The organism is Streptomyces sp. NPDC059989, from assembly GCF_042736975.1.
In the GTDB taxonomy this organism is placed as follows: Bacteria; Actinomycetota; Actinomycetes; order Streptomycetales; family Streptomycetaceae; genus Streptomyces.
On the sequence record NZ_JBHWUO010000014.1, the window covers coordinates 69621 to 94667 of the forward strand.

The window sequence follows — 25047 nt, forward strand, 5'->3', positions numbered from 1 at the left end:
TCGACGATCTCCGAGTGTGGGGGCGCTGCAATGGGCGGAAAACAAGCAATACGCGGTGGCAGGGATGGCCGCGGCGGACTCGGCAACGTGCTGTCGGGTATCGCCGTGGCCATCGGTTTTGCGCTCTTCCTCGGCGGTTTCGTGTGGGGGGCGGTCGTCTACCAGCCCTACACCGTGCCGACCGACTCGATGATGCCCACGGTGCGCCCCGGCGACCGGGTGCTGGCGCAGCGCATCGACGGCGGTGAGGTGCGCCGCGGGGACGTGGTCATCTTCACCGATTCCCTGTGGAGCGATTCGCCCATGGTCAAGCGGGTCGTCGGCGTCGGCGGAGACACCGTGAAGTGCTGCGGCGCGGGCGGCGAGCTGACCGTGAACGGCACGGCCCTGGACGAGCCCTACATCGACGACACCAAGCCCGACTCGGGCCTGGCCATGCCCGCCGGGCAGGCCCCGGCCCCCGGGACCCCCTTCGAGGTGACGGTCCCCGAGGACAACCTCTTCCTGCTGGGCGACCGGCGGGCGGCCTCCCTGGACTCCCGGGCGCACCTCCAGGAGGCCGGGCAGGGGACCGTCCCCCGGTCCACGGTCAGCGCCCGCGTCGACGCCCTGGCCTGGCCCTCCCAGACGATGCTGGAGCGGCCGCGGACGTACGAGGGCCTGCCGGGCGGAGTCTCCCGGCCCGGCCCCTTGCGCCTCCAGGTCGCGGCGGTGGTGGCCGGAGCGGTCCTGGTGCTGCTGGGAGCCGCGTACGGGCCCTTCGTACGGGTCCTCGGGCGCGGGCGGCGGGAGCGCGCCGGTGTCCGCTGAGGGGGCCGCAGGCGACGGCCCCCGCAAGGTGTCGCGGGTGATCCTGCTGGACCCGGCCGACCGGATCCTGCTGCTGCACGGCTTCGAGCCGGAGGACCCCGGGGACGACTGGTGGTTCACGCCGGGCGGCGGGGTGGAGGGCGTAGAGAGCCGGGAAGAGGCCGCGCTGCGGGAGCTGGCGGAGGAGACGGGGATCACAGAGGTGGAGCTGGGTCCCGTGCTGTGGCACCGGTACTGCTCCTTCCCCTTCGACGGGCGGCGCTGGGAGCAGGACGAGTGGTACTTCCTGGCACGAACCACCCAGACGGCGACCCGGATGAGCGGGCTCACGGAGCTGGAGCGGCGCAGCGTCTCCGGAGCCAGGTGGTGGACCTCCGAGGAACTTCTCGCGGCCCATGAGACGGTGTACCCGACCAGACTCGCCGAGCTGCTCCGGACGCTGCTCGACGATGGTCCTCCGGGCGCGCCGGTGGTCCTGGCCCCGGAAATCGTTTAGGGGCACATGGGCCTGGCGCACAATAGGGGGACGCACGGCTGAAGGGGAACATGCCATGAGTGCCGAGGACCTCGAAAAGTACGAGACCGAGATGGAGCTGAAGCTCTATCGGGAGTACCGCGACGTCGTCGGGCTGTTCAAGTATGTGATCGAGACCGAACGCCGTTTCTACCTCACCAACGACTACGAGATGCAGGTGCACTCGGTCCAGGGAGAGGTGTTCTTCGAGGTCTCGATGGCCGACGCGTGGGTCTGGGACATGTACCGGCCGGCCCGGTTCGTGAAGCAGGTGCGGGTGCTGACCTTCAAGGACGTGAACATCGAGGAGCTCAACAAGAGCGATCTCGAACTGCCCGGCAGCTGAGTTCCTTCCCCGTGTGGGTGACCGGGTTGTCCACAACGGCGGGGTTGTCCACCAAGATCCACAGGGTGGGCGGGGGCGCGGGATCGTCGGTACCGGAGGTGGTGCCGAATGAACGCGAAGGGCGTGGCACGGCAGGCATTGGGGCGGTACGGCGAGGAGCTCGCGGCGCGGCGGCTGGCCGAGGCCGGGATGACCGTGATCGCACGGAACTGGCGGTGCCGCGGCGGGGAGATCGACATCGTCGCCCGGGACGGTGACGCCCTCGTCGTGTGCGAGGTCAAGACCCGCCGGGCAGGCGATTTCGAACATCCCATGGCCGCGGTGCGGTCCGGCAAGGCCGAGCGCTTACGCCGACTCGCCGGGCGCTGGCTCGCCGACCACGGCGGACCACCCCCGGGCGGGGTCCGCATCGACCTGGTCGGAGTCCTGCTGCCGCGGCGCGGTGCGCCCGTGGTGGAGCACGTCAGGGGGGTGGCCTGATGGGATTCGCGCGAGCCTGTTCGGTGGCCCTGGTGGGCGTCGACGGCGTGGTGGTGGAGGTCCAGGCCGACCTGGAGCCCGGGGTCGCGGCCTTCACGCTGGTGGGCCTGCCCGACAAGACCCTGGTCGAGAGCCGGGACCGGGTGCGGGCCGCCGTGGTCAATTCGGGCGCGGCCTGGCCGCAGAAGAAGCTCACGGTCGGCCTCAGCCCGGCCTCCGTACCGAAATCCGGTGCCGGTTTCGATCTCGCCGTGGCGGCCGCCGTCCTGGGCGCCGCCGAGGTGGTCGACCCGGGGGCGATCGCCGATCTCGTCCTGATCGGGGAGCTGGGGCTGGACGGCCGGGTGCGTCCGGTCCGGGGGATCCTGCCGGCGGTCCTCGCCGCGGCGGAGGCCGGATACCGGCAGGTGGTGGTCCCGCAGCAGTGCGCCGCCGAGGCCGCGCTGGTGCCGGACGTCTCGGTGCTCGGCGTGCGCAGCCTGCGCCAGCTGATCGCGGTCCTGACCGACGGGGTGGTCCCCGAGGAGGAACTCCCCGATCCGCCGGGCCGCCCGGATCCGATACTGGCCGGGCTGGTCCTCCCGGGGGCGGGCCTGGGCACGGGCCTGGCGGCCGGCCGCTCCGGCCAGGGGGACGCCGCGGACTACCCCGACCTCGCCGACGTGGCCGGGCAGCACACCGCGCGCCGGGCCCTGGAGGTCGCGGCCGGTGGCGGCCACCACCTCTTCCTCAGCGGGCCTCCCGGGGCGGGCAAGACCATGCTGGCCGAGCGGCTGCCCTGGATCCTGCCGCCGCTCACCCGCCAGGACTCCGTGGAGGTCACGGCCGTCCACTCGGTGGCGGGCATCCTCCCGCCCGGCGAACCGCTCGTCGCCAGACCGCCCTACTGCGCACCGCACCACTCGGCGACCATGCAGTCCCTGGTGGGCGGTGGCAACGGGGTCCCCAGGCCCGGGGCCGTCTCGCTGGCCCATCGCGGCGTGCTCTTCCTGGACGAGGCCGCCGAGTTCCACAGCCGGGCGCTGGACGCCCTGCGGCAGCCCCTCGAATCGGGTCACGTGGTCATCGCCCGGGCGGCCGGCGTGGTGCGGCTGCCGGCCCGGTTCCTCATGGTCCTCGCGGCGAACCCGTGCCCTTGCGGACGCCACACCCTGCACGGGGCCGGGTGCGAATGCCCGCCCTCGGTGATCAGGCGCTATCAGGGCAGGCTGTCCGGGCCGCTGCTCGACCGGGTGGACCTGAGGGTGGAGGTCGAGCCCGTGACCCGGTCCGACCTGCTCGGGCAGGGCGGCCGGGGGGAGTCCACCGCGGTGGTGGCCGACCGGGTGCGGGAAGCCAGGGACCGCGCCGCGGTCCGGCTCGCCGACACCCCGTGGCGGCTCAACTCCGAGGTGCCCGGCCAGGAGCTGCGCACCCGGTGGCAGGCGGGCCCCGGAGCCCTGGCGCAGGCCGAGCGGGACCTGGAGCGCGGGCTGCTCACCGCACGCGGCCTGGACCGGGTGCTGCGCGTCGCCTGGACCGTCGCCGACCTGCGGGGGCGCGACCGGCCCGAGGCGCTGGACGTGGCCGTCGCGCTGGAGCTGCGGACCGGCATCGCCCGCGGGGCGACCCTGGCCGCGGGGGCCGGGCCGTGACCCCGGAGGAGCTGGCGCGGGCGGCGCTGACGCGGGTGCTGGAGCCCGGGGACGAGCACGGCGGGCGCTGGCTGCGGGAGTACGGGGCCGTCGGGCTGATGGGGCTGCTGACGGCGCCCGATCCGGAGCCGGGCGTGCCGGGCGGGGTGGGGGAGGAGCGGCTCGCCGGGTACCGCAGACGGGCGGCGCTCGCCGACCCCCGGCGGGACCTGGAGCTGGCCGCCGGATCGGGGGGCCGGTTCGTGTGCCCGGGATCGGCGGAGTGGCCGACCCAGCTCGACGACCTCGGCGACGCCCGGCCCGTCGGACTGTGGCTCCGGGGCAGACCGAACCTGCGCACCTGGGCGCTGCGCTCCGTCGCCGTGGTCGGCGCCCGCGCCTGTACCCCGTACGGGGCGCACATGGCCCAGACCCTGGCCGCCGGGCTCGCCGAGCGGGGCTGGGTCGTGGTCTCCGGGGCCGCGTACGGGATCGACGGCGCCGCCCACCGCGGGGCGCTGGCCTCCGGCGGGGCCACCGCGGCGGTGCTGGCCTGCGGGGCGGACGTGGCCTACCCGCGGGGACACGCCGGGCTCCTCGGCCGGATCGCCGGACAGGGGCTCGTCCTGGGAGAGCTGCCACCCGGCAGCCATCCCACCCCCAGCCGCTTCGTCCTGCGCAACCGGGTCATCGCCGCCCTGACCCGGGGGACGGTCGTCGTCGAGGCCGCGCACCGCAGCGGATCCCTGGTCACCGCCCGGCGGGCCCGGCAGCTCGGGCGGATCACCATGGGGGTCCCCGGGCCCGCCACCAGCGGGCTCTCGGCCGGGGTGCACGAACTGCTCCGGGGCGAGGCCGCCCTGGTGACCGACGCGGCCGAGGTGGTCGAGCTGGTCGGCTCCATCGGCGAGCTGGCTCCCGAGCGGCGCGGCCCGGTCGTCGCGAGGGACCTGCTGGACCGGGAGACCGTCCGGGTGCTCGAAGCACTGCCCGCCGGCAGACCGGTGGACGTGGAGCAAGTGGCACTTGCCTCCGGCACCGGCGCCGATGAAGTCATCGGCAGACTGTACGAACTTCACTCTCTGGGGTTCGTCGAACGGCAGGGCGACGGCTGGCAGTTGACCAGAGGAACGGCTGGAGGAGGCATACAAACCGGAGCCACCCGGCGAGGCGGTCGTTGACCTGGGGCGTTCCGGTGAAAGAGTGAAACCGATGAGAGACGCGGTCTTCCCGGTGGCAGCCGCCGGGACCGTGCGCCAGGCGCCGGTCCCGGGTCGCCCGCGCGAGTCGCGACGCCCCTGCGCCCCCGCGCGATCCCGTACTCTTCGCGCACCGCGACACTTCCGTCACGCTACGCTCCCAAGGAATCCCGCTCCGGCAAAGGCGAAGCATGCCCCAGCACACCTCAGGGTCTGACCGCGCTGCGGTGCCCCCCGCTGCCCGCGGCAGCGTGCGGTCCACCGCGCCCTCGTCCCTGGAGGTGCTCTGGCGCTCGTACAAGGACTCCGGTGACGAGCGGCTCCGGGAGCAGCTGATCCTGCACTACTCGCCCCTGGTCAAGTACGTCGCCGGCCGCGTCAGCGTGGGACTGCCGCCCAATGTGGAGCAGGCCGACTTCGTCTCCTCCGGCGTCTTCGGGCTCATCGACGCCATCGAGAAGTTCGACATCGACCGGTCGATCAAGTTCGAGACGTACGCCATCACCCGCATCCGCGGCGCGATGATCGACGAACTGCGGGCACTGGACTGGATCCCGCGCTCGGTGCGGCAGAAGGCGCGGGCGGTGGAGCGGGCCTACGCCACGCTGGAGGCCCAGCTGCGGCGCACCCCGACGGAGGCCGAGGTCGCCGGGGAGATGGGGATCGGGGTGGAGGACCTCCACGCGGTCTTCAGCCAGTTGTCCCTGGCGAATGTGGTCGCCCTGGAGGAGCTGCTGCACGTCGGCGGGGAGGGCGGCGACCGGCTCTCGCTGATGGACACCCTGGAGGACACCGCCGCCGACAACCCGGTGGAGGTGGCCGAGGACCGGGAGCTGCGGCGGCTGCTGGCGCGGGCCATCAACACGCTGCCCGAGCGGGAGAAGACGGTGGTGACCCTCTACTACTACGAGGGCCTCACCCTGGCCGAGATCGGCAACGTCCTGGGCGTCACCGAGAGCCGGGTCAGCCAGATCCACACGAAGTCGGTGCTCCAACTCCGGGCAAAGCTGGCAGATGTGGGGCGGTGAGCTTGCGGGACCTCCGTAGAGTGGACACGTGCCCAGGATTCGAGCGGCCTCCGTGGCCGAGCACCGGTCGATGCAGCGTGGCGCCCTCTTGGACGCGGCGCGCTCCCTGTTGTCCGAAGGCGGGACGGAGGCGCTGACCTTCCCCGCCCTCGCGGAGCGGACCGGGCTGGCCCGATCCTCCGTGTACGAGTACTTCCGGTCCCGCGCGGCCGTGGTCGAAGAGCTGTGCGCGGTGGACTTCCCCGTGTGGGCGGCCGAGATCGAGGCGGCCATGCAGGAGGCGGAGTCGCCGGAGGCGAAGATCGAGGCCTACGTGCGGAGCCAGTTGGGGCTGGTGGGGGACCGGCGGCACCGGGCGGTGGTGGCCATCTCGGCGAGCGAGCTGGACGCCGGGGCGCGGGAGAAGATCCGCGCGGCGCACGGGGGCCTGGTCGCGATGATCGTCGAGGCCTTGGCCGCCCTCGGGCAGCAGGAGCCCAGGCTCGCGGCGATGCTGCTCCAGGGTGTGGTGGATGCGGCTGTGCGAAGGATCGAGCTCGGGGCTGCCGAGGACCCGGCCGTGGTGACGGAGGCGGCCGTGGCCATGGCGCTGCGGGGCGTCCGGGGCTGAGGTTCCCGGGGCTCCGTCCCGGACCCCGCGCCTCAAACGCCGGCGGGGCTGGATCTGCCGCCGCAGGTGTACCCGTGCGGCTCAAGGATCGGGGCTCCGCCCCGTGGCTGGAGGTGCCGACGGGGCCGGGATCGGCAGCAGGCGGGGAGTCGGGCGGGGGACCAGGGTGAGCGGGTTGAGGTAGGTCTCGCCTGCCAGGAGGCCCCAGTGGAGGCACGGGGTCTCGCAGTGGGAGCCTGCCGTCAGGACCGCCACCACCTGGCCCGCGGTGACCTGCTCACCCTCCGTGACCAGGGGGCGGACCGGTTCGTAGGTCGTGCGCAGGCCGTTCGGGAGGGTGAGGGACATTACGCCGCGGCCGGCGACCTGGCCGGCGTAGTGCACCCGGCCCGGGCCGACCGCGCGGAGCTCCGCGCCCACCGGCGCGGACAGGTCCACGCCGCGGTGGCCGGCCGCGTACGGGGTCGGGGGCGGGTCCCACCAGCGGGCCACCGTCAGGGGCGCGGGCAGTGGCCGGACCCCGGGGACGGCCGCCTGGGCCAGCGCCAGCAGCAGGCTGAGCAGCAGTGTCGTCATGGACCACAGCGTCCTCCGGATGCGGGGACGGCGAACGGGCCTGTGGACAGACCTGCGCATGTGGACAACGGCGTCACCCGGCATACCGCCGGGTCCCGTACACTTCTTGTGGCGATCCGGGTCACCGGGTCGACTTCGCACGCCCCAGCGCCGACCGGAAACGGTCGGGTGACAGCGTCTCTCGGTCCCTTCAGGGGCAGGGCGCGGCGGGGCGTCAGGAACCAAACCGAGAAACCAAGGAGATGGCCATGGCCGTCGTCACGATGCGGGAGCTGCTGGAAAGCGGCGTCCACTTCGGTCACCAGACCCGCCGTTGGAACCCGAAGATGAAGCGCTTCATCTTCACGGAGCGCAACGGCATCTACATCATCGACCTGCTCCAGTCGCTGTCGTACATCGACCGCGCCTACGAGTTCGTGAAGGAGACCGTCGCCCACGGCGGTTCCATCATGTTCGTCGGTACCAAGAAGCAGGCCCAGGAGGCCATCGCCGAGCAGGCGACGCGCGTTGGCATGCCGTACGTCAACCAGCGCTGGCTCGGTGGCATGCTCACCAACTTCTCCACCGTCTACAAGCGCCTCCAGCGTCTGAAGGAGCTTGAGGCGATCGACTTCGAGGACGTCGCCGCCTCGGGTCTCACCAAGAAGGAGCTCCTGGTCCTCTCCCGCGAGAAGACCAAGCTGGAGAAGACCCTCGGTGGTATCCGCGAGATGTCGAAGGTCCCCAGCGCCGTCTGGATCGTCGACACCAAGAAGGAGCACATCGCCGTCGGTGAGGCGCGCAAGCTCCACATCCCGGTCGTCGCGATCCTCGACACCAACTGCGACCCCGACGAGGTCGACTACAAGATCCCGGGCAACGACGACGCGATCCGCTCCGTCACCCTGCTCACCCGCGTGATCGCCGACGCCGTCGCCGAGGGCCTCATCGCCCGCTCCGGCGCTGCGACCGGCGACTCGAAGCCGGGCGAGAAGGCCGCTGCCGAGCCGCTCGCCGAGTGGGAGCGCGACCTGCTCGAGGGCGACAAGAAGGCCGACGACGCTGCTGAGGCCGCTCCGGCCGAGGCCGCTGTCGAGGCCCCCGCCGCCGAGGCCGAGGCTGAGGCCGCTCCGGCCGAGGCCGAGGTCGTCGAGGCTCCGGCCGCCGACGCCGAGCAGGCCTGACCCACTGAGAGAGCCCGGCGTTCACGCGCAGGGCACTCACAGCACGGACGATGACGGCGGGGGAGCCGCGCCACAAGCGCGGCGCCTCCGCCGTTCACCCGTAGATCTACGACTTCGAGAGAGAATCACAGACTCATGGCGAACTACACCGCCGCTGACGTCAAGAAGCTCCGCGAGCTCACCGGCGCCGGCATGCTGGACTGCAAGAACGCGCTCGTCGAAGCCGACGGCGACGTCGACAAGGCCCAGGAGGCCCTCCGTATCAAGGGTCAGAAGGGCGTCGCCAAGCGCGAGGGCCGTTCTGCCGAGAACGGTGCCGTCGTCTCCCTGATCGCCGACGACAACACCTCCGGTGTCATCGTCGAGCTGAAGTGCGAGACGGACTTCGTCGCCAAGGGCGAGAAGTTCCTGGCCGTCGCCAACCAGCTGGCCGCGCACGTCGCCGCCACCTCCCCGGCCGACATCGAGGCGCTGCTCGCGTCCGAGATCGAGCCCGGCAAGACCGTCACGGCCTTCGTGGACGAGGCGAACGCCAACCTCGGCGAGAAGATCGTCCTGGACCGCTTCGCGCAGTTCTCCGGCGGTTACGTCGCGGCGTACATGCACCGCACGATGCCCGACCTGCCGTTCCAGATCGGTGTCCTCGTCGAGCTCGACAAGGAGAACGCCGAGGTCGCCCGCGGCGTCGCGCAGCACATCGCCGCGTTCGCCCCGCAGTGGCTCTCCAAGGAAGACGTTCCGGCCGAGAAGGTCGAGTCCGAGCGTCGCATCGCCGAAGAGGTCACCCGCGCGGAGGGCAAGCCCGAGGCTGCCATCGCGAAGATCGTCGAGGGTCGCGTCAACGGCTTCTTCAAGGAGGCCACCCTCCTCGGCCAGCCGTACGCGCTGGACAACAAGAAGTCCGTCCAGAAGGTTCTGGACGAGGCCGGTGTCACCCTGAAGCGCTTCAGCCGCATCAAGGTTGGCATCTGAGTCCGTCCGTACGCGACGGACACCGGACCCCGGTAGGGTCTGAGGCAGTCGTCCGCGCTTGCGCAGGACGACCGCAGATCTGACGAGGAGGCCATTGCCGCAAAGGGAACCGCAAGGACCCACCGGCAATGGCCTTCTTCGTATGTGCACGAGGAGATCTCCATGAATCAGGGCGTGGACCCCCACACCGCATCCGACGACAAGAGCGACCAGGACAAGAAGGGCCGCCGCTTCATGCTGAAGCTGTCGGGCGAGGCCTTCTCGGGTGGCAGAGGACTGGGCGTCGACCCCGACGTCGTCCACGCCATCGCGCGCGAGATCGCCGCGGTGGTCCGTGACGGCGCGGAGATCGCCGTCGTGATCGGCGGCGGAAACTTCTTCCGCGGCGCCGAACTCCAGCAGCGCGGCATGGACCGGGCCCGGTCCGACTACATGGGCATGCTCGGCACGGTGATGAACTGCCTCGCCCTCCAGGACTTCCTGGAGAAGGAGGGCATCGACTCCCGCGTGCAGACCGCCATCACCATGGGCCAGGTCGCGGAGCCGTACATCCCGCTGCGCGCCGTGCGCCACCTGGAGAAGGGCCGCGTCGTCATCTTCGGCGCCGGCATGGGCATGCCGTACTTCTCCACCGACACCACGGCCGCCCAGCGTGCCCTGGAAATCGACGCCGAGGCCCTGCTCATGGGCAAGAACGGTGTCGACGGGGTCTACGACTCCGACCCCAAGAAGAACCCGGACGCGGTGAAGTTCGACGCGCTGGAGTACGGCGAGGTGCTCTCGCGCGACCTCAAGGTCGCCGATGCCACCGCCATCACGCTGTGCCGCGACAACAAGCTGCCGATCCTCGTCTTCGAGCTGCTCGCCGCGGGCAATATCGCCCGCGCCGTCAAGGGTGAGAAGATCGGCACGCTCGTCAGCGACCAGGGAACCCGGGCCTGAGCAGTCCGCTGCCGGGCCGAGCCCTGCCCGGCCCCGCACGTCCCGCCCGCCTGAACCATCCATTCAAGACATGCAGGAGCACGTGGTGACCGAAGAGATCCTCCTCGAGGCCGAGGAGAAGATGGAAAAGGCCGTCGTCGTCGCCAAGGAAGACTTCGCCGCGATTCGCACCGGTCGTGCGCACCCGGCGATGTTCAACAAGATCGTGGCGGACTACTACGGCGCCATCACGCCCATCAACCAGCTCGCCTCCTTCTCGGTTCCCGAGCCGCGCATGGCGATCGTGACCCCGTTCGACAAGAGCGCCCTGCGCAACATCGAGCAGGCCATCCGCGACTCCGACCTGGGCGTCAACCCCAGCAACGACGGCAGCATCATCCGGGTGACCTTCCCCGAGCTGACGCAGGACCGCCGCAAGGAGTACATCAAGGTCGCGCGCACCAAGGCCGAGGACTCCAAGGTCTCCATCCGCGCCGTCCGCCGCAAGGCCAAGGACGCCCTCGACAAGCTCGTCAAGGACAAGGAAGCCGGCGAGGACGAGGTGCGCCGCGCGGAGAAGGAGCTCGACGACACCACCGCGAAGTACGTCGCGCAGGTGGACGAGCTGCTCAAGCACAAGGAAGCCGAGCTCCTCGAAGTCTGATGAACGACTCTTCCTGGCAGCCGGAGCCGGTTCCGGCGGGTCCCGCATACGATGCGCAGGTGGGCCCGCACACTCGGCCCATGCCCATCGTGCCCGATGCCGCCGGCCGTGACTTCGACGACCGGGAAGCACGCGATCGGGGGGCCGCCGCGCACGGCGGCTCCCTCTTCCGCGCCGAAACGCCGCCGCAGGAGCCCATGCCCAGCCCCCCGCCCCCGCCTTCGCAGGTACCGCAGGACGCTTCGCCCCCGCCGCAGAAGAAGCGTGCCGGGCGGGACCTGCGTGCCGCCATAGGGGTCGGCGTCGGCCTCGGCGCGGTGATCTTCGCTTCGCTGTTCATCGTCAAGGCGGTCTTCGTCGGCGTCATCGTCGTCGCGGTCGTCGTGGGCCTGTGGGAGCTCACCTCCCGGCTGCAGGAGAAGAAGGGCATCAAGGCCCCGCTCGTTCCGCTCGCGGTCGGCGGCGCGGCCATGGTCATCGCCGGATACGTCCGGGGGGCCGAGGGCGCCTGGGTCGCCATGGCCCTGACCGCCCTGGCGGTCCTGGTCTGGCGGATGACCGAACCGCCCGAGGACTACCTCAAGGACGTCACCGCGGGTGTCTTCGCGGCGTTCTACGTGCCCTTCCTGGCCACCTTCGTCGCGATGCTGCTCACCGCCCACGACGGGCCGCAGCGCGTGGTCACCTTCCTGGTGCTGACCGTGGTCAGCGACACCGGGGCCTACGCGGTCGGCTGGCGCTTCGGCAAGACCAAGCTCGCACCGCGCATCAGCCCCGGGAAGACCCGCGAGGGGCTGTTCGGAGCGGTGGCCTTCGCCATGGCGGCCGGCGCGCTGTGCATGGAGTTCCTGATCGACCACGGTTCCTGGTGGCAGGGCCTGCTGCTGGGGCTGGCGGTCGCGGTCAGCGCGACCCTGGGCGACCTCGGCGAGTCGATGATCAAGCGTGACCTGGGGATCAAGGACATGGGCACCCTGCTCCCCGGCCACGGCGGCATCATGGACCGGCTCGACTCGCTGCTGCCGACCGCCCCGGTGGTCTGGCTGCTGCTGGCGGCCTTCGTCGGCACGGGCTGATACCGTCCGGGCGGTTACTCTTGAAGGGCGCGCTGCTTCTGCGGCGCGCCTTTCGTCTTACGAGGAGTACCAGCCATGGCCCGCCCTGTTCCGGGAGAGCTCACCTTCGTCGCCCCTCGCGGGGCCAAGAAGCCGCCCCGGCACCTCGCCGACATGACCCCGGCCGAGCGCCGCGAGGCGGTCGCCGCGATCGGCGAGAAGCCGTTCCGGGCCAAGCAGCTCTCGCAGCACTACTTCGCGCGGTACGCGCACGACCCGGCCGAGTGGACGGACATCCCGGCGGGCTCCCGCGAGAAGCTCCAGCAGGAGCTGCTGCCGGACCTGATGAACGTCATCCGGCACATCTCGTGCGACGACGACACCACCCGCAAGACCCTGTGGAAGCTGCACGACGGCACGCTCGTCGAGTCCGTGCTGATGCGCTACCCCGACCGGGTCACCATGTGCATCTCCTCGCAGGCCGGCTGCGGCATGAACTGTCCGTTCTGCGCCACCGGCCAGGCCGGCCTGGACCGCAACCTCTCCACCGCCGAGATCGTGCACCAGATCGTCGACGGCATGCGCGCCCTGCGCGACGGCGAGGTCCCCGGCGGCCCCGCCCGGCTGTCGAACATCGTCTTCATGGGCATGGGCGAGCCGCTGGCCAACTACAACCGCGTGGTCGGCGCCATCCGCCGCCTCACCGACCCGGAGCCCGACGGCCTGGGCCTGTCGCAGCGCGGCATCACCATCTCCACCGTCGGCCTGGTCCCGGCCATGCTGCGCTTCGCCGACGAGGGCTTCAAGTGCCGCCTCGCCGTCTCGCTGCACGCGCCCGACGACGAGCTGCGCGACACCCTGGTCCCCGTGAACACCCGCTGGAACGTCCGCGAGGTGCTCGGCGCGGCCTGGGAGTACGCCGAGAAGTCCGGCCGCCGGATCTCCATCGAGTACGCCCTGATCCGCGACATCAACGACCAGGCCTGGCGCGGCGACCTCCTGGGCAAGCTGCTCAAGGGCAAGCGCGTCCACGTCAACCTGATCCCGCTGAACCCGACGCCGGGCTCCAAGTGGACCGCCTCGCGGCCCGAGGACGAGAAGGCCTTCGTGGAGGCCATCGCCCGGCACGGCGTTCCCGTGACCGTACGGGACACCCGCGGCCAGGAGATCGACGGCGCGTGCGGCCAGCTCGCCGCCTCCGAGCGCTAGATTTCGGTCACGAAGGCTCGCATTCGGCCACGGGGTACCCTGTGGCCGAACCAATTTCATATTCCGACAGGGGAGCGCCACAGCGCTGAGAGTGCGGCAACCGTCATCCGCAGACCCTCTGAACCTCGCCCCGGTCATTCGGGGTAGGAAGTTCGGTCACCACTCAAGCTGTTGCGCCCTGCCCGGCGTCCGCTCCCACAGAGCGCCGGGCAGGGCCGCGTCTTCTCCTGGACATCCCAGGAGGAATTCACCAGTGAGCACCACCAAGAAGATCGCGGGCGCCGCGCTCGCGGCCGCGCTGGGCGTCACCACGCTGAGCGCGTGCGGCGACGCGAACGACAAGTCCGCGGGCGCGACCGACAAGACCGTCACCCTCGTCTCCCACGACTCCTTCAACGTGACCGAGGCGGTCCTGAAGGAGTTCGAGCAGCAGAGCGGCTACACCGTGAAGGTCCTGAAGTCCGGGGACGCGGGCGCCGCGCTGAACCAGGAGATCCTCACCAAGGGCTCCCCGCGCGGCGACGTCTTCTTCGGCGTGGACAACACCCTCCTCTCGCGCGCCCTCGACAACGGCATCTTCACCGCGTACGAGGCCAAGGGCCTGGACGCGGTCAAGCCCGAGTACGTGCTCGACAAGGAACACCGGGTCACCCCGATCGACTCCGGCGACATCTGCGTCAACTACGACAAGGCCTACTTCGCCGACAAGAAGATCGCCCCGCCGCAGACGCTGGACGACCTGATCAAGCCCGAGTACAAGAACCTGCTGGTCACCGAGAACGCCGCGACCTCCTCGCCCGGCCTCGGCTTCATGCTCGCCTCCGTCGGCAAGTACGGCGAGGAGGGCTGGAAGGACTACTGGAGCAAGCTCAAGGCCAACGGCGTCGAGGTCGTCGACGGCTGGGAGCAGGCCTACAACGAGCGGTTCTCCGGCTCCGCGGGCGGCAAGAAGGCCAAGGGCGACCGCCCGCTGGTCGTCTCCTACGCCTCCAGCCCGCCGGTCGAGGTGCTGTACGGCGAGCCGCAGCCGGCCGAGGCCCCGACCGGTGTCTCCACCGGCACCTGCTTCCGCCAGGTCGAGTTCGCGGGCCTGCTCAAGGGAGCGAAGAACGAGGCGGGCGGCAAGGCCCTGCTGGACTTCCTGATCAGCAAGAAGTTCCAGGAGGACATGCCGCTCCAGATGTTCGTGAACCCCGTGACGAAGGACGCTTCCCTGCCGGAGCTGTTCACCAAGCACGGTGTGGTGGTCGAGAAGCCCGAGAACGTGGCTCCCGAGACCATCGCCAAGAACCGTGAGCAGTGGGTCAAGGCATGGACCTCGCTCGTCGTGAAGTAGGCGGCACCAAGGAGTCGGGCGCGGCGCCGGGGGGCGCCGCGCCGGACCCCGGCCCCCGCGAGGGGCCGCGGGCGACCGCCGTGCGGCTCGCCCTGATGGCCGTGCCCCTCGCCTTCTTCGGGCTGTTCTTCGCCTACCCCGTCGCCGCGATCGTCGGGCGCGGCCTCAAGACCGGCGACGGGTGGCAGTTCGGCCGGATCGGCGAGGTGCTGACCCGGCCCGACATCGCCGGTGTGCTGTGGTTCACCACCTGGCAGGCGCTCGCCTCCACCGCGCTCACGCTGCTGATCGCACTCCCCGGCGCATACGTCTTCGCGCGCTTCGAGTTCCCCGGCAAGCAGCTGCTGCGGGCCGTGGTGACCGTGCCCTTCGTGCTGCCGACCGTGGTCGTCGGCACCGCCTTCCTCGCGCTGCTGGGACGCGGCGGGCTGATGGACGAAGCGATGGGGATCCGGCTCGACACCACGGTCTGGGCGATCCTGCTCGCGCACGTCTTCTTCAACTACGCCGTCGTCGTCCGCACGGTCGGCGGGCTGTGGGCCCAGCTGGATCCGCGCCAGGAGGAGGCCGCCCGGGTGCTGGGCGCCGGGCGGTTCACGGCCTGGCGGCGGGTGACGCTGCCCGCGCTGGCCCCGTCGGTGGCCGCCGCCTCGCTGATGGTGTTCCTGTTCACCTTCAGCTCCTTCGGCGTCGTACTGATCCTGGGCGGCCCCTCGTACTCCACCCTGGAGGTGGAGGTCTACCGGCAGACCGCGCAGCTCCTGGACCTGCCGACGGCCGCCGTACTGACGATGGTCCAGTTCGCCGCGATCGGCGCGATCCTCGCAGTGCACGCCTGGACCGTGCGCAAGCGGGAGACCGCGCTGCGGCTGGTGGATCCGGGCCGCACCACGCACCGGCCGCGCGGCTGGGCGCAGCGGGCCCTGCTGGGCGGGGTGCTGCTGACGGTGGCGCTGCTGATCGTGCTGCCACTGGGCGTGCTGGTGGAACGCTCCTTCGACGCCCCCGGCGGATACGGCCTCGGCTTCTACCGGGCCCTGCAGGACGCGGGCGCCGGTGGCGGAACCTTCCTCGTACCGCCGCTGGAGGCGATCGGGAACTCCCTGCAGTACGCGCTCGCCGCCACCGCGATCGCCCTGGTCATCGGCGGGCTCGCGGCCGCGGCACTGACCCGGCGCGGGGGCCGTTTCGTACGGGGCTTCGACGCGCTGCTGATGCTCCCGCTGGGCGTCTCCGCCGTGACGGTGGGCTTCGGCTTCCTGATCACGCTGGACAAGCCGCCGCTGGACCTGCGGACCTCGTGGATCCTGGTGCCGCTCGCGCAGGCGCTGGTGGGCGTGCCGTTCGTCGTACGGACCATGCTGCCGGTGCTGCGCGCGGTGGACGGGCGGCTGCGGGAGGCCGCCGCCGTGCTCGGCGCCTCCCCGCTGCGGGCCTGGCGGGAGGTGGACCTGCCGCTGGTGCGGCGGGCGCTGCTGATCGCGGCCGGGTTCGCCTTTGCGGTCTCGCTGGGGGAGTTCGGTGCCACCGTCTTCATCGCGCGCCCGGACCAGCCGACGCTGCCGGTGGCCGTGGCGCGGCTGCTGGGACGGGCCGGAGAGATGAACTACGGGCAGGCGATGGCCCTGAGCACGATTCTGATGCTGGTGTGCGCGGTGTCCCTGCTGGTGCTGGAGCGACTGCGTCCCGACAAGACCTCGGGAGAGTTCTGATGACACTGCTTCGGCTGGACGGGGTGTCGGTCCGCTTCGGAGAGCGCGCGGTCGTGGACTCGGTGGACTTGGAGGTCGCCGAGCACGAGATCGTGTGCGTGCTGGGGCCGAGCGGGAGCGGCAAGTCCACGCTGCTGAGGGTCGTCGCCGGGCTCCAGCCGGTGTCCGGGGGACGGGTGGTGCTGGGCGGGGCGGACCAAGCCGGTGTGCCCGTGCACCGGCGGGGCGTGGGCCTGATGTTCCAGGACCATCAGCTCTTCCCGCACCGGGACGTGGGCCGGAACGTCGCCTTCGGGCTGCGGATGCGGGGCCTTCCGCGCGCGTCGTACGAGGCCCAGGTCGCGGAGCTGCTGGAGCTGGTCGGGCTCCCCGGAGCCCAGGGCCGGGCGGTGGCCTCGCTGTCCGGCGGCGAACAGCAGCGGGTGGCGCTGGCCCGGGCGCTGGCCCCGTCGCCGCGGCTGCTGATGCTGGACGAACCGCTGGGACAGCTGGACCGCGGGCTGCGGGAGCGGCTGGTGGTGGAACTCCAGGGGCTGTTCTCCCGGCTGGGCACGACGGTGCTCGCCGTCACGCACGACCAGGGGGAAGCCTTCGCGCTGGCCGACCGGGTGGTGGTGATGCGGGACGGGCGGATCGCCCAGGCGGGGACCCCGCTGGAGGTCTGGCAGCGGCCGGCCTCCGAGTTCGTGGCGCGGTTCCTCGGCTTCGAGAACGTGGTCCCGGCCGTGGTCTCGGGCGAGGCGGCCGGGACCCCGTGGGGCAAGGTCCCGGTCCCGGCCGGATCCCCCGAGGGGGAGCAGCGGCTGCTGATCCGCCCGGCGGGGGTGGTGCTCTGCGCTGCAGGCCTGCGGTGCGAGGTGGTGTCGCGCACCTTCCGCGGCACGCACGTCGCACTGCGGCTGCGGCCGGAGGCGGGGCCGGTGCTGGAGGCGGAGTGCGATCTGGCCGGGGCGCCGGCCGTGGGCGACCGCGTCGCGGTGACCTTCACCCCGGGCGAAGTGGTCGTCCTGCCCGCGGCCTAGGCGGGGAGGATGCCGTCGCAGGCGATCGGGAGGTGGCGCGGGCCGCGCAGGACCGCGTTCTGGCGGTAGGGCGGCGGGTCCTCCAGCAGCCGGGGGTTCTCCAGCCGGCGGGCGAGCTCGCTCAGCGCCAGCTGGGCCTCCTGCCGGGCCAGCGGGGCTCCGAAGCAGCTGTGGATGCCGCTGCCGAGGCCGAGGTGCTGGATGTCCTTGCGGTCCGGGTCGAAGCGGTCGGGGTTCTCGAAGCGGATCGGGTCCCGGTTCCCGGAGGCCAGCATCAGCCACAGCGAGGCGCCCTTGGGGATGGTGACACCGCCGATCTCGACGTCGGACAGGGTGCTGCGCTGGGGCAGCAGCTGCACGGGCGGCTCGTACCGCAGCAGCTCCTCGACGATCGGCACCGACAGCTGCGGTTCGGCGCGCAGCCGCTGCAGGACGTCCGGGTTGCGCAGCAGGGTCAGCATGCCGTTGGTGATCAGGTTGACCGTGGTCTCGTGGCCCGCGATCAGCAGGAGCGCCGAGGTGCTGAGCACCTCCATGGTGGTCATCGCGCCGTCCGGACCGTCCGCGGTCGCCAGCTGGGACAGCATGTCCTCGCCGGGGTTCTTGCGGCGCTCCTCGATCAGTCCGGCCAGGTACATGCCCAGTTCCATGCGGGCGTCCATGGCCCCCTTGCCGTGCTGGGTCGGGTCCGCGTCCGGGTCGGGGTCCAGGCTGGCCGCGAGGGTCTCCGCCCAGACGTGGAAGCGCGGCTCGTCCTCGCGGGGCACCCCGAGCAGCCGGCAGATGACCATGACCGGGAAGGGGTACGCGAACTGGTCCACCAGGTCGATCCGGTCCAGGTTGCCGGTGGTGACGATGCCGTCGACGAGCCCGGAGACGAGGCCGCCGAGCTCCTCGCGCATGTCGTGCACCCGGTGGGGGGAGTGCGGCGGCCCGAACGGCCGGTTCGTCATCCGCCGCAGCCGGTCGTGGTCCGGCGGGTCGAGCTTGAGGAAGGACGGCGGCAGGGTCGACCCCTCGTCCTCGGCCTGGCCCAGCGGATCGTCCCCGGTGGCCTTCAGGTTGCGGGCGTCGGAGCTGATCCGGGGGTCGTGGAGGAGGCTGTGGATCTCGTAGTACGTGCTGATGACGTACGGCCCGTCCCCGTCGTGGGTTACCGGCGTCTTGCGGAGCTCCTCGTACAGCGGATACGGATCGGCGCGGTTCGCGTAGTCGATGATCTCCCGCAGGATGGCTTGTGTCATGACAGGTCCTCGTGGTCCTCGGGGGAGGGCGCGCTGGGGTCGGGGTCAGTGGTGCGCGGGGATGAACGTCATCTTCCGGTCGGCCGGCGAGTAGCCGCTGAGGGTGATGGTCGGGCCGTGCGTGGGCACCGACGGGTCCGGGAAGTCCGCCGGCATCGGCTTGTGCCCCTCGGGCCTGCGGTCCACGGTGGCGAACGGCACCGGGAAAGGCGCCCCGGTCTCGATCTGGTACTGGTAGAAGGGCAGCCAGCGGCAGTTGTCGAAGGTCACCGCGGCGATCACCCGGCCCTGGTAGCCGTACACCCCGGCGAACCGGCGCTCGGCCGGCGAACCCTGGGTGATCATGATCTCGGTGCCCATCGGCGGCACCCCGACGGACTTGATGTTCACGCCGAACTGGGAGGACCAGAAGGCCGGCACCCACAGGTGCGGGCGGCGGTCCGTGCTCTCGCTCAGCATGTTGTGCGCCGCGGTCTCGGCCTGGGCGACGGCGTTGCCCCAGTGCTCCAGGGACAGGAACTGGTACCCGAAGAGCGCGTGCGGGGAGCGTGCCACGTCACCCGCCACATAGATGTCGTCGGTGACGATGCCCCGGATGTCGAAGGCCCGGCACCCCGCGTCGCAGGCGATGCCCCGGGGACCCGCGCCCAGCCCGGACCCGGCCAGCCATTCCGTGTTGCGCTGCGCGCCGAGCGAGACGACCACCACATCGGCCTCGACCGTGGCGCCGTCGGAGAGGTGGGCGGCGCGGACCCGCCCCGAGGGGTCGCCCTCCAGCCCGGTCACCATGACCCCGGTGCGCAGGTCCACCCCGTTCTCCCGGTGCATGTCGGCCGCGACCTCGCCGATGACCCCGCCCAGCGCGCCGACCAGCGGCGCGTTGCCCCGCTCGGCGACGGTGACGGACAGGCCGCGCTCCCGGCAGGCGGAGGCGATCTCGGACCCGGTGAAGCCGGCTCCGATGACGAGCACCCGGCGCGGACCCGCCGCGAGGGCGCGTTCCAGCCCGGCGCCGTCGTCACGGGTGCGCAGGACGAAGACGCCGTCGAGTGCCCCCTCGTCCTCGTTCGGCCACGGCCGGGCCCGTACGCCGGTGGCGATCAGCAGCCGGTCGTACTCCACCTCGTCGCCGTCGGCGAGGCGCACCCGCCGGGCCGCCATGTCCAGGCCGGAGGCGGGGACGCCGAGGCGCCACTTCGCGTCGATGTCCCGGCGGCGGGGGAGCGCGGTCCGGTCCGCGGTGGCCTTGCCCAGCAGGACCTGCTTGGACAGCGGGGGCCGGTCGTACGGCTCGTACGGCTCGTCGCCGATCATCGTCAGCGACCCGGCGAAGCCCTCCTCGCGCATGGTTTCGGCCGCGCGCAAGCCGGCCAGGGAGGCGCCGACGACGACGATGCGGCCCTCGCGCTTGAGGTGCTTCAGGCTTCCGTCACCGCTCACCGCGCACCTCCGGGGTGAGGACGGGACCGTCCGCCCCGTCGTATTCGACGAGGATCGCCTGGACCGGGCAGGCGGCGACGGCGCGCGCGACGTTCTCGCGCTGCTCCTCGTCCGCCTCCGGGTTGTAGAGCAGCGACTCGTCTCCGTGCATGGCGAACACGTCCGGAGCGAGGAACGCGCACTGCGCGTATCCCTGGCAGCGATTGAGGTCGACGACAAGCCTCATGAAAGATCAGCCCTTCCGTGGCCCGATCATCCCCGTCATCCCGGAGCCCCCGACCCCCGTCCTTCCCCTCCCTCATCCAGCATGCACGCGGGCGCCGGGGACAGCCTCCCGGGAAGTGAACTCGCAGGTCAGGTCACGTATCGGCGTCCCGGGCGCGGGCTAGCGCAGCCGGGTGCGCAGGACGTGGACGCTGACGACGAGGGCCCAGGCGGGGAACAGGAGCTCGCTCCAGGGCACACCGGATCCCACCACGATCAGGATCAGGGCGACGACGGTGCCCAGCACGGCCAGCGGCCTCGGGAAGACCCCGAGCAGCCGCCCGATCGTCGAGGTGGAGAAGACGAACACGGCCGCCATCCGCATGGAGTAGGTCGCGAGGACCGTGTACGCGTAATGGCGGCCGAAGTCGGAGGGCGTGTTCTCCTCCAGCACGGTGCCCGCGGCCGCGGCGGCGACGAACAGGGTGGCGACGAAGACGAACCCGCTGCCGAGGAACACGGTGGCGACGAACTTGTCCTCGGCCTCACCGGTATGGGCGCGCAGGGCGCCCATGAACCAGAGGAAGAAGATCCCGGCGAAGGGCACGATCTCCAGGGCGACCCGTACCGCCCAGCGGCGGTCCGGATCGATGGGCGCGTCGGCGGCGTTCCCCGAGGGGATGGCGATCCGCATCAGCACGATGGCCGCCGCGAGCAGGAGCGCGAAGGCGATTCCGGCCATTCCCGCGGCCCGGGGTGTCCGGAGCCGCTCGCTGGTGGGTTCCATGAACCCCTCGCTTTCTCCCCCGTCCAGCAAGCGGCAGCGGCCACCGCGTCACCACCGGGGAACGGCCGACCGGGTGAACCGGCCGACCGGGTGAACCGGCCTGCTACGCCACCGCCTCGGGGACCGGGGCCTCGACTTCCTCCTCGGAGCCCTCGTGCTTGCCGTACCAGGCGACCGCCACCGCGCCGGTCACGGCCAGGACGAAGCCGAGGACCGCCAGCCAGGCCAGGCCAGGGCGGGAGGCGTCGCCGAGCCACAGGACGCCGATCGCGCCCGGAAGGACCGTCTCGCCGACGACCAGGGCCGCCGTCGCCCCGTTCACCGAGCCGATCTGGAGGGCCACCGTGTGCAGGTACATGCCGCCGATGCCCGCCGCCAGGATGGCGTAGAGCGCCGGGTCGGAGAGCAGCGTGCCGAGGTCGAACGGGTCGATGCCGTCCAGGATCCGCACGCCGACGCCCAGCGCGCCGAAGCCCAGGCCCGACAGCAGACCCGCCAGGATCGCCGCCCCGCCGCCGAGCAGGCGCACGGCCACCGTGCCGCCCACCATCAGCAGCAGCGTGATGCCCAGCAGCCACCAGTGCGTGGACATCGGCGCGTGGTGGCCGCCCTCGTGGCCCGCCGCCGTCGCCAGCAGCACCAGCGCGGTGCAGACGACCCCGATCGAGGTCCATTCCTTCCGGCTCAGCCGGATGCCCAGCATCTTGACGCTCAGCACGGCCGTGATCACCAGGTTGGCGCTGATCACCGTCTGGGACAGGAAGAGGGGGAGGAGCCGGGCCGCCAACGCGCCGAGGCCGAAGCCCACGAAGTCCAGGATCGTGCCGACGATGAACTCCCAGGTCATCGCGGCTTTGGCGGTGGACGACAGATTCGGTCCGCCGTGCGCCGTCACCCCGGCCGAGGGCGGGGACATCCGGGCGGCGCGGCGCGATCCGACGGCTTGCAGCACGGATCCCGTGCCGTAGCAGATGGACGCCGCGACAGCGGTCAGCAGGCCTATGAGCACCAAGGGCTCCGTTCACGTCTGGCAGGTTTTGCGGTACCTCTGCCAGACGTGATTACGGGCCGGAAAGTTGCCTCCGGAGGTCAGGCCATTGCGGAGAGGACGTCCGGGACCTCGTCGACGGAGTCCACCAGGGCGATCCGGGACTCCATCGCACGGCCGCGCGCCAGCGCCTGGAGCAGCGGCCACGCCGGGAGGTGCTCGGTCCAGTGGGCGCGGCCGACCAGGACCATCGGCGCCGGCTCGCCCCGCGACTGGTAGTAGTTGGGCGTCGCGCTGTCGAAGATCTCCTGGACCGTGCCGGCCGCGCCCGGCAGGAAGACCACGCCCGCGGTGGACCGGGCCAGCAGCCCGTCCTCCCGGGTGGCGTTCGCGAAGTACTTGCCGATGTGCCCCGCGAAGGCGTTCGGCGGCTCGTGCCCGTAGAACCAGGTCGGGATGCCCACCGAATCGCCGCCGTCCGGCCAGCGCTCCCGTACGGCGAAGGCCGCCCGCGCCCAGTCGGACACCGACGGCGCGAAGGACGGGGCCTTGGCCAGCAGTTCCAGGGCCTCCGGAAGGGCCTCGTCCGCGGCCGGGGCCAGGTAGGCGCCGAGGTTGGCGGCCTCCATCGCGCCGGGGCCGCCGCCGGTCGCCACCGTGAGCCCGGACCGGGTCAGCGCCCGGCCCAGCTCCGCCGCGCCGCGGTACTCCATACCGCCGCGGGCCATGGCGTGGCCGCCCATCACGCCCACCACCCGCGCACCGGCGAGGTGCTCGTCGAGGGCGTCGGAGATGGCGTCGTCGTGGATGGAGCGGAGCATCGAGGAGAAGATGTCGCCGTCGGCCTTGGTCTCCTGGAACCAGGCGTAGGCCTGGGCGTCCGGGGTGGCCTCGTAGCCGCCGGGCAGCCCGGAGAACAGTTCCTCAGGCGTGTAGAGGAGCCCGCGGTACGGGTTGAACGGCAGGTCGGGAACCGGCGGGAAGACCAGCGCGCCGTCGGCGCGGACCTTCACCGAGGCGTCGGGCTCCATCGCGCAGCCCAGGAACACGGCCGCCGAGGTGTCGGCGGACAGCAGCGCGAAGGTCCGCTCCAGCAGGTTGACCGACTGGATCCGGTAGCCGCTGAGCGAGCCGCGGGCCACGACCTGGTCGAATTCGGCGAGCGTCTCGATCTCGATGTCTGGAACCATTCGGCCCACCCTAAGGGCTGCCTGCGTCAGCGGGTCAGGGCCAGGGACGTCAGCTGTGCCACACCCCAGCTGAGGGGTACGCACACGGCCGCCAGCGCGGTGGCGCGCAAACTCGCCGCCGTACGGAGGACCTTGGCGGGAGCGCCCATGCCGACCAGGGCCTCACGGCCGGCGGCGCGGCTCTGCCGGGCCTCCACCGCGGATGTGAGAAGGGTCGCGGCGGCGCACGCGGCCACCAGCGCCGCGGCCGGTCCGGTCAGCGGGCCCAGCGGGACGAGCAGCCCGCCCCGGTCGCGCAGGGTCAGCGCGGTCAGGGCGCCCGCGCCGACCGCGCACAGCACCCCCAGGGGCGGGCCGAGCCGGGGCGCCTCCTCCTGCAGGGCCCGGCCGGCCAGCAGCCGGAGCGCTCCGGGGCGCACCGCCTGGACCAGCGCCCCGCAGGCGTACGCCACGCCCGGCCCGGCGAGGGCCAGGCCGATCGCGGTGAGCGACCAGCCGGCGAGCATGCCGGGGCCGCCGCGTCCCGCGTAGGCCTCGACCGCGAGCCCGCAGGCGGTCAGCGCGATGCCCCAGGGCAGCCCGGTCTGCGGGGCCGTCGGCGTGCGCCGGCGCAGCGTCCAGGCGGTGGCGGCCGAGGCCGTCAGCGGGATCAGGGCCAACAGGGTGAGGGCGGCCGCGACGGGCAGCGGCCGGTCGGCGTGGAGCAGCCGGGCCCCGGCGCCGTCGAACGGCAGCCCGGCCAGGTCGCCGCGCAGGTGGAGGAAGGCGGCCAGGGCCAGGGCGCCGCCCAGGGCGCACGCGATGGCGGTGGAGATCGCCGCGACCAGGGTGAGCCGTACGGGTCCCAGCCCGGCCGCGTCCATCCCTTCCCGGGGCCGGGTCGCCGGGTCGGTCCGGGCCACGGCGACGGCGAACTGCACGGTGAAGGCGAGCGGGACCAGGGCCCACAGCAGGCGAGGGAACGATCCGGCGGGCCGCGCCACCGCCCCCGCGAGCACGTACAGGAGGAGGAACCCGGTACCGGCCGAGGCGGCGGCGACGAGCAGCCGGCGCAGCTGGACCAGCGGCCGGGAGCCGCGGACTAGGCGGAGAGCGAGCACGCGGCCTGGTCCTCCGGGGTGTCGGCGGCGGGGGCGCCTGGGGAGCCTGCCTCCGCTGCGGCAGCGGCGGCCGCGGCGGCGGTCCGGCCGTCGAGCAGGGCCAGCCGGCGGTCGGCGGCGGCCGCGGTCTCCTCGTCGAGGGTGGCCAGCAGCACGGTGATCCCGTGGGAGCGGGCCGCGCTGGTCAGCGTGCGCAGCAGCAGGGCGCGCTCGGTCCGGTGCAGCGGGGCCGTGGGCTCGTCGGCGAAGATCACCGCGGGCTGGTTGACCAGGGCCCGGGCCAGGGCCACGCGCTGGGACTCGGCGCGGTCGAGGGCGGTGGGGCGCTTGCGGGCGAGGCCGCCGATGTCGAGGCGGTCCAGCCATTCGCAGGCGGCGTGCTTGGCGCCGCGGTGGGAGGCGCCGGCGATCAGCAGCGGCAGGGCGGCGTTCTCCCAGACCTTCAGCTCGGGCAGCAGCTGCGCCTCGGGGCCGATCCAGCCGAACCGGTCGCGCCGCAGGCGTTCGCGGGCCAGGGCGCCCATGGTGTGTACGGGGACGCTGTTGAACCAGACCTCGCCCTGGTCGGGCCGCAGCCGCCCGGACAGGCAGCGCAGCAGGGTGGTCTTGCCGCTGCCGCGCGGGCCGGTCAGCGCCAGGATCTCGCCCTGGCGGACTCCGACGGAGACCCCGATCAGGCCGGGTGAGCCTCCCCCGGACTTCGTCCGCGGGGACCCCCAGTGGGAGTAATGAAGGGACCGTGCCCACAGGACGTCATTGTCTGGCGGGGCCTTGTCCGGTGAAGCCACCATGGCGTACACCTCCGTCCGGGGGAACGAAGCGGAGCCCGCTGAAGTCACTGGCGCCGCACTGAGATGTAAAGAG

General features: G+C 72.1%; 26 protein-coding genes and 1 riboswitch. Of the genes, 17 read left to right on the plus strand and 9 right to left on the minus strand.

What is annotated here, in order from left to right:
- Window positions 1-30 precede the first annotated feature (30 nt).
- The 8 genes from lepB (at window position 31) to ACFWBN_RS15080 (ending at window position 6600) form a co-directional block, all read left to right on the plus strand.
- Window positions 31-810 carry a signal peptidase I gene (gene lepB, locus ACFWBN_RS15045; protein ID WP_385176325.1) on the plus strand — a complete coding sequence of 260 codons (780 nt, stop codon included), beginning with the start codon at window positions 31-33 and terminating at the stop codon, window positions 808-810.
- On the plus strand, window positions 800-1306 hold the full coding sequence (locus tag ACFWBN_RS15050; RefSeq protein WP_385176328.1) for an NUDIX hydrolase: 507 nt from the start codon (window positions 800-802) through the stop codon (window positions 1304-1306). The genes lepB and ACFWBN_RS15050 overlap by 11 nt, the downstream gene beginning before the upstream one ends.
- A 55-nt stretch (window positions 1307-1361) precedes the next feature.
- Window positions 1362-1670 carry a DUF2469 domain-containing protein gene (locus tag ACFWBN_RS15055; protein WP_005311352.1) on the plus strand — a complete coding sequence of 103 codons (309 nt, stop codon included), beginning with the start codon at window positions 1362-1364 and terminating at the stop codon, window positions 1668-1670.
- Window positions 1671-1778: 108 nt separating this feature from the next.
- Window positions 1779-2150: a YraN family protein gene (locus ACFWBN_RS15060; RefSeq protein WP_385176331.1), complete on the plus strand. Its 372-nt coding sequence runs from the start codon at window positions 1779-1781 to the stop codon at window positions 2148-2150.
- The gene (locus ACFWBN_RS15065) at window positions 2150-3784 is read left to right on the plus strand and encodes a YifB family Mg chelatase-like AAA ATPase (RefSeq protein ID WP_385176335.1); all 1635 of its coding nucleotides are present in this window, start codon (window positions 2150-2152) and stop codon (window positions 3782-3784) included. Before ACFWBN_RS15060 ends, ACFWBN_RS15065 begins: the two co-directional genes overlap by 1 nt.
- Window positions 3781-4944, plus strand: coding sequence for a DNA-processing protein DprA (gene dprA, locus ACFWBN_RS15070; protein ID WP_385176337.1), 1164 nt, complete (start codon window positions 3781-3783; stop codon window positions 4942-4944). The genes ACFWBN_RS15065 and dprA overlap by 4 nt, the downstream gene beginning before the upstream one ends.
- A gap of 209 nt (window positions 4945-5153) precedes the next feature.
- Window positions 5154-5990, plus strand: coding sequence for an RNA polymerase sigma factor WhiG (gene whiG, locus ACFWBN_RS15075; RefSeq protein WP_385176341.1), 837 nt, complete (start codon window positions 5154-5156; stop codon window positions 5988-5990).
- 52 nt (window positions 5991-6042) lie between these two features.
- Entirely contained in the window at window positions 6043-6600 is a 558-nt protein-coding gene (locus ACFWBN_RS15080) for a TetR/AcrR family transcriptional regulator (RefSeq protein ID WP_385176606.1), read from the plus strand.
- Window positions 6601-6681: 81 nt separating this feature from the next.
- On the opposite strand, the gene ACFWBN_RS15085 is transcribed toward ACFWBN_RS15080, so the two are convergent.
- The gene (locus ACFWBN_RS15085; protein ID WP_385176344.1) at window positions 6682-7176 is read right to left on the minus strand and encodes a M23 family metallopeptidase; all 495 of its coding nucleotides are present in this window, start codon (window positions 7174-7176) and stop codon (window positions 6682-6684) included.
- 248 nt (window positions 7177-7424) lie between these two features.
- On the opposite strand from ACFWBN_RS15085, the gene rpsB reads away from it, so the two are divergent.
- From rpsB to ACFWBN_RS15130, 9 genes are all read left to right on the plus strand, one after another.
- Window positions 7425-8339 (plus strand): 30S ribosomal protein S2, encoded by a 915-nt coding sequence (rpsB, locus tag ACFWBN_RS15090; protein WP_385176347.1) that lies wholly within the window; start codon window positions 7425-7427, stop codon window positions 8337-8339.
- A 135-nt stretch (window positions 8340-8474) separates the two neighbouring features.
- Window positions 8475-9311: a translation elongation factor Ts gene (gene tsf / locus ACFWBN_RS15095; protein WP_385176350.1), complete on the plus strand. Its 837-nt coding sequence runs from the start codon at window positions 8475-8477 to the stop codon at window positions 9309-9311.
- Window positions 9312-9473: 162 nt separating this feature from the next.
- On the plus strand, window positions 9474-10253 hold the full coding sequence (pyrH, locus tag ACFWBN_RS15100; RefSeq protein WP_385176353.1) for a UMP kinase: 780 nt from the start codon (window positions 9474-9476) through the stop codon (window positions 10251-10253).
- A gap of 85 nt (window positions 10254-10338) precedes the next feature.
- Window positions 10339-10896, plus strand: a complete 558-nt coding sequence (gene frr, locus ACFWBN_RS15105; RefSeq protein WP_031144133.1) for a ribosome recycling factor — start codon at window positions 10339-10341, stop codon at window positions 10894-10896.
- Complete coding sequence (locus tag ACFWBN_RS15110) at window positions 10896-11972, plus strand: phosphatidate cytidylyltransferase (RefSeq protein ID WP_385176356.1); 1077 nt, start codon at window positions 10896-10898, stop codon at window positions 11970-11972. Before frr ends, ACFWBN_RS15110 begins: the two co-directional genes overlap by 1 nt.
- A 75-nt stretch (window positions 11973-12047) precedes the next feature.
- The gene (rlmN, locus tag ACFWBN_RS15115) at window positions 12048-13160 is read left to right on the plus strand and encodes a 23S rRNA (adenine(2503)-C(2))-methyltransferase RlmN (RefSeq protein ID WP_385176359.1); all 1113 of its coding nucleotides are present in this window, start codon (window positions 12048-12050) and stop codon (window positions 13158-13160) included.
- Window positions 13161-13218: 58 nt separating this feature from the next.
- Window positions 13219-13328: riboswitch (TPP riboswitch) on the plus strand.
- A gap of 85 nt (window positions 13329-13413) precedes the next feature.
- Window positions 13414-14496: a thiamine ABC transporter substrate binding subunit gene (locus ACFWBN_RS15120; RefSeq protein WP_385176362.1), complete on the plus strand. Its 1083-nt coding sequence runs from the start codon at window positions 13414-13416 to the stop codon at window positions 14494-14496.
- A gap of 95 nt (window positions 14497-14591) precedes the next feature.
- Window positions 14592-16208: an ABC transporter permease gene (locus tag ACFWBN_RS15125; protein ID WP_385176609.1), complete on the plus strand. Its 1617-nt coding sequence runs from the start codon at window positions 14592-14594 to the stop codon at window positions 16206-16208.
- On the plus strand, window positions 16208-17230 hold the full coding sequence (locus tag ACFWBN_RS15130; RefSeq protein WP_385176365.1) for an ABC transporter ATP-binding protein: 1023 nt from the start codon (window positions 16208-16210) through the stop codon (window positions 17228-17230). Before ACFWBN_RS15125 ends, ACFWBN_RS15130 begins: the two co-directional genes overlap by 1 nt.
- On the opposite strand, the gene ACFWBN_RS15135 is transcribed toward ACFWBN_RS15130, so the two are convergent.
- From ACFWBN_RS15135 to ACFWBN_RS15170, 8 genes are all read right to left on the minus strand, one after another.
- Window positions 17227-18474 (minus strand): cytochrome P450, encoded by a 1248-nt coding sequence (locus ACFWBN_RS15135; protein ID WP_385176368.1) that lies wholly within the window; start codon window positions 18472-18474, stop codon window positions 17227-17229. The two genes, ACFWBN_RS15130 and ACFWBN_RS15135, sit on opposite strands and share 4 nt — an antisense overlap.
- A gap of 45 nt (window positions 18475-18519) precedes the next feature.
- Window positions 18520-19914 (minus strand): NAD(P)/FAD-dependent oxidoreductase, encoded by a 1395-nt coding sequence (locus ACFWBN_RS15140; protein ID WP_385176372.1) that lies wholly within the window; start codon window positions 19912-19914, stop codon window positions 18520-18522.
- Window positions 19904-20140: a ferredoxin gene (locus ACFWBN_RS15145; RefSeq protein WP_385176376.1), complete on the minus strand. Its 237-nt coding sequence runs from the start codon at window positions 20138-20140 to the stop codon at window positions 19904-19906. The genes ACFWBN_RS15140 and ACFWBN_RS15145 overlap by 11 nt, the downstream gene beginning before the upstream one ends.
- A gap of 159 nt (window positions 20141-20299) precedes the next feature.
- Entirely contained in the window at window positions 20300-20905 is a 606-nt protein-coding gene (locus ACFWBN_RS15150; RefSeq protein WP_385176379.1) for a hypothetical protein, read from the minus strand.
- 103 nt (window positions 20906-21008) lie between these two features.
- Window positions 21009-21914: a hypothetical protein gene (locus tag ACFWBN_RS15155; RefSeq protein WP_385176382.1), complete on the minus strand. Its 906-nt coding sequence runs from the start codon at window positions 21912-21914 to the stop codon at window positions 21009-21011.
- Between the two features lie 80 nt (window positions 21915-21994).
- Complete coding sequence (locus ACFWBN_RS15160; RefSeq protein ID WP_385176386.1) at window positions 21995-23083, minus strand: LOG family protein; 1089 nt, start codon at window positions 23081-23083, stop codon at window positions 21995-21997.
- A 26-nt stretch (window positions 23084-23109) separates the two neighbouring features.
- Window positions 23110-24183 carry a hypothetical protein gene (locus ACFWBN_RS15165; protein WP_385176389.1) on the minus strand — a complete coding sequence of 358 codons (1074 nt, stop codon included), beginning with the start codon at window positions 24181-24183 and terminating at the stop codon, window positions 23110-23112.
- Window positions 24165-24974, minus strand: coding sequence for an ABC transporter ATP-binding protein (locus ACFWBN_RS15170; RefSeq protein ID WP_385176392.1), 810 nt, complete (start codon window positions 24972-24974; stop codon window positions 24165-24167). Before ACFWBN_RS15170 ends, ACFWBN_RS15165 begins: the two co-directional genes overlap by 19 nt.
- Window positions 24975-25047: the final 73 nt, after the last annotated feature.

What these genes read in the sequence shown, in the direction of transcription:
- lepB (WP_385176325.1), top strand. Translation starts at nt 31, where the DNA reads ATGGGCGGAAAACAAGCAATACGCGGTGGCAGGGATGGCCGCGGCGGA.
- ACFWBN_RS15055 (WP_005311352.1), top strand. Translation starts at nt 1,362, where the DNA reads ATGAGTGCCGAGGACCTCGAAAAGTACGAGACCGAGATGGAGCTGAAG.
- ACFWBN_RS15060 (WP_385176331.1), top strand. Translation starts at nt 1,779, where the DNA reads ATGAACGCGAAGGGCGTGGCACGGCAGGCATTGGGGCGGTACGGCGAG.
- ACFWBN_RS15065 (WP_385176335.1), top strand. Translation starts at nt 2,150, where the DNA reads ATGGGATTCGCGCGAGCCTGTTCGGTGGCCCTGGTGGGCGTCGACGGC.
- whiG (WP_385176341.1), top strand. Translation starts at nt 5,154, where the DNA reads ATGCCCCAGCACACCTCAGGGTCTGACCGCGCTGCGGTGCCCCCCGCT.
- ACFWBN_RS15085 (WP_385176344.1), bottom strand. Translation starts at nt 7,176, where the DNA reads ATGACGACACTGCTGCTCAGCCTGCTGCTGGCGCTGGCCCAGGCGGCC.
- rpsB (WP_385176347.1), top strand. Translation starts at nt 7,425, where the DNA reads ATGGCCGTCGTCACGATGCGGGAGCTGCTGGAAAGCGGCGTCCACTTC.
- tsf (WP_385176350.1), top strand. Translation starts at nt 8,475, where the DNA reads ATGGCGAACTACACCGCCGCTGACGTCAAGAAGCTCCGCGAGCTCACC.
- pyrH (WP_385176353.1), top strand. Translation starts at nt 9,474, where the DNA reads ATGAATCAGGGCGTGGACCCCCACACCGCATCCGACGACAAGAGCGAC.
- ACFWBN_RS15110 (WP_385176356.1), top strand. Translation starts at nt 10,896, where the DNA reads ATGAACGACTCTTCCTGGCAGCCGGAGCCGGTTCCGGCGGGTCCCGCA.
- rlmN (WP_385176359.1), top strand. Translation starts at nt 12,048, where the DNA reads ATGGCCCGCCCTGTTCCGGGAGAGCTCACCTTCGTCGCCCCTCGCGGG.
- ACFWBN_RS15125 (WP_385176609.1), top strand. Translation starts at nt 14,592, where the DNA reads ATGGCCGTGCCCCTCGCCTTCTTCGGGCTGTTCTTCGCCTACCCCGTC.
- ACFWBN_RS15130 (WP_385176365.1), top strand. Translation starts at nt 16,208, where the DNA reads ATGACACTGCTTCGGCTGGACGGGGTGTCGGTCCGCTTCGGAGAGCGC.
- ACFWBN_RS15135 (WP_385176368.1), bottom strand. Translation starts at nt 18,474, where the DNA reads ATGACACAAGCCATCCTGCGGGAGATCATCGACTACGCGAACCGCGCC.
- ACFWBN_RS15145 (WP_385176376.1), bottom strand. Translation starts at nt 20,140, where the DNA reads ATGAGGCTTGTCGTCGACCTCAATCGCTGCCAGGGATACGCGCAGTGC.
- ACFWBN_RS15150 (WP_385176379.1), bottom strand. Translation starts at nt 20,905, where the DNA reads ATGGAACCCACCAGCGAGCGGCTCCGGACACCCCGGGCCGCGGGAATG.
- ACFWBN_RS15160 (WP_385176386.1), bottom strand. Translation starts at nt 23,083, where the DNA reads ATGGTTCCAGACATCGAGATCGAGACGCTCGCCGAATTCGACCAGGTC.
- ACFWBN_RS15170 (WP_385176392.1), bottom strand. Translation starts at nt 24,974, where the DNA reads ATGGTGGCTTCACCGGACAAGGCCCCGCCAGACAATGACGTCCTGTGG.